General features: G+C 41.3%; 1 protein-coding gene. It reads right to left on the minus strand.

Features of this window, described 5'->3' with window-relative positions:
- A partial coding sequence (locus ACRCJ0_RS13615) for an ABC transporter ATP-binding protein (protein ID WP_431390771.1) occupies positions 1 to 1,446 on the minus strand: 1,446 nt, incomplete at its 3' end.
- Positions 1,447 to 1,626 lie beyond the last annotated feature (180 nt).

Genomic DNA, 1,626 nt, shown 5'->3' on the forward strand with positions numbered 1-1,626 from the left:
TCGTTGTTTTTGACCACCAGATAAGGACACCCCACGTTCCCCAACTTCCGTTTGGTAACCTTCGGGGAATTTCATGATGTCTTCGTGAATATCCGCTACTTTGGCGTAGTGAATGACCTCTTCTTCAGATAGGTCTGGATTCCCAAAGCGAATGTTTTCTAAAATCGTATTTGAAAATAGGAAATTCGTTTGTGGTACATAACCGATTGCTGAAGAAAGTGTATTTAAACTAAAATCTTTGATATCTTTGCCGTCATAGGTAATTTGGCCTCCGTATTGGTCATAATCACGCATCAGCAACTTGAAAATTGTCGTTTTGCTAGACCCGGTACGACCAACTACACCAAGCATATTCCCCTCTTTCAAGTGGAAACGCGTATCCGATAATTTCGTCCGGCCGTCATCTGGGTAGGCAAATTTCTGAATGTCAAAATGGATAGCCCCTTGAATCGGCGTTGTAATAGCTTGATCAGCTTCAACGATAGCTGGCTGCTCGTCCAACAATTCAGACACCCGGTCCCACGATGCGTTTCCACGCTCAAGCGTATTGACTAGGTGGCCGACTGCAATTAAAGGCCAAGCCATCATAGACAAGTATGAAATGTAGGCAATCAAGTCACCGACTGTGATCCGACCATTTTGGATAAAGTAAGTCCCAAAGAAGATAGTCAATACATAAGTTAAACCAGTGATAATCTCAATCATTGGCGTGTAAGCCGCATCCGCTTGGTAAACTTTACGGTTCATTTCGACCACTTGGTCTGTTTTTTCAACGAAATCTTGGTAGTAGTCTTCTTCTTCCCCGAACGTTTTGATGACTTTCATCCCAGAAACATTTTCTTGGACTTCGTCATTTAAACTAGAGAAAGCTTCAAGCGATTTACGGAACCGCTTGTTAATGATTCGTCCCAGAACACGGGCCACCACAATTAGAATAGGGAATGGCAGAATGGTCACTAGCGTTAATTGCCAGTCGATTAAGACAAACATAGAGAACAAGGTCACAACAGAAATGGAGATAGAATCTGTTAAGGTCAGAATTCCCCCACCAGCAACAAATCGCAAGGCCGCTAAGTCGTTTGTGGCATGGGCCATCAAGTCACCCGTCCGATATTTATGGTAAAAAGTGGCATCCATTTTTGTAAAATGACTAAACAAACGATTACGCATAATTGATTCTAGTAAAGTCGAATTTCCAAAAATAATCGTCCGCCAACCGTAACGAAGTACATACATAATAATAGCCAATAATAAAATAAGGCCTGTTTGAGTGATTAATAATTGCCCAGTTAAAGAGCCTGCTGCTAATTGGTCTACCATATTCCCTACAATTCTAGGGGTCATAGCAGATAAAATAGCACAGGTAACCAATGCCGTTATCCCAAAGGCATAGCTCTTCCACCGCAATTTAAAAAACCAACCCAATTTTTTAAAAATTGAAAACATTTCTTCCCTCCTAAATAAATACTCACCTATTATCTAACAAATCTTGACCAATTGCGAAAATTAACACCCACTTGCAGATAAAAATTTGGTTAGACAACGAAACAGCCTCCGCATGCCTTATGAGCTGCGGAGGCTACTGTTGATATTAAGCGCTTGGTGGCGCTTTAATCTCATTATTTC

Source organism: Aerococcus sp. L_32 (assembly GCF_050689315.1).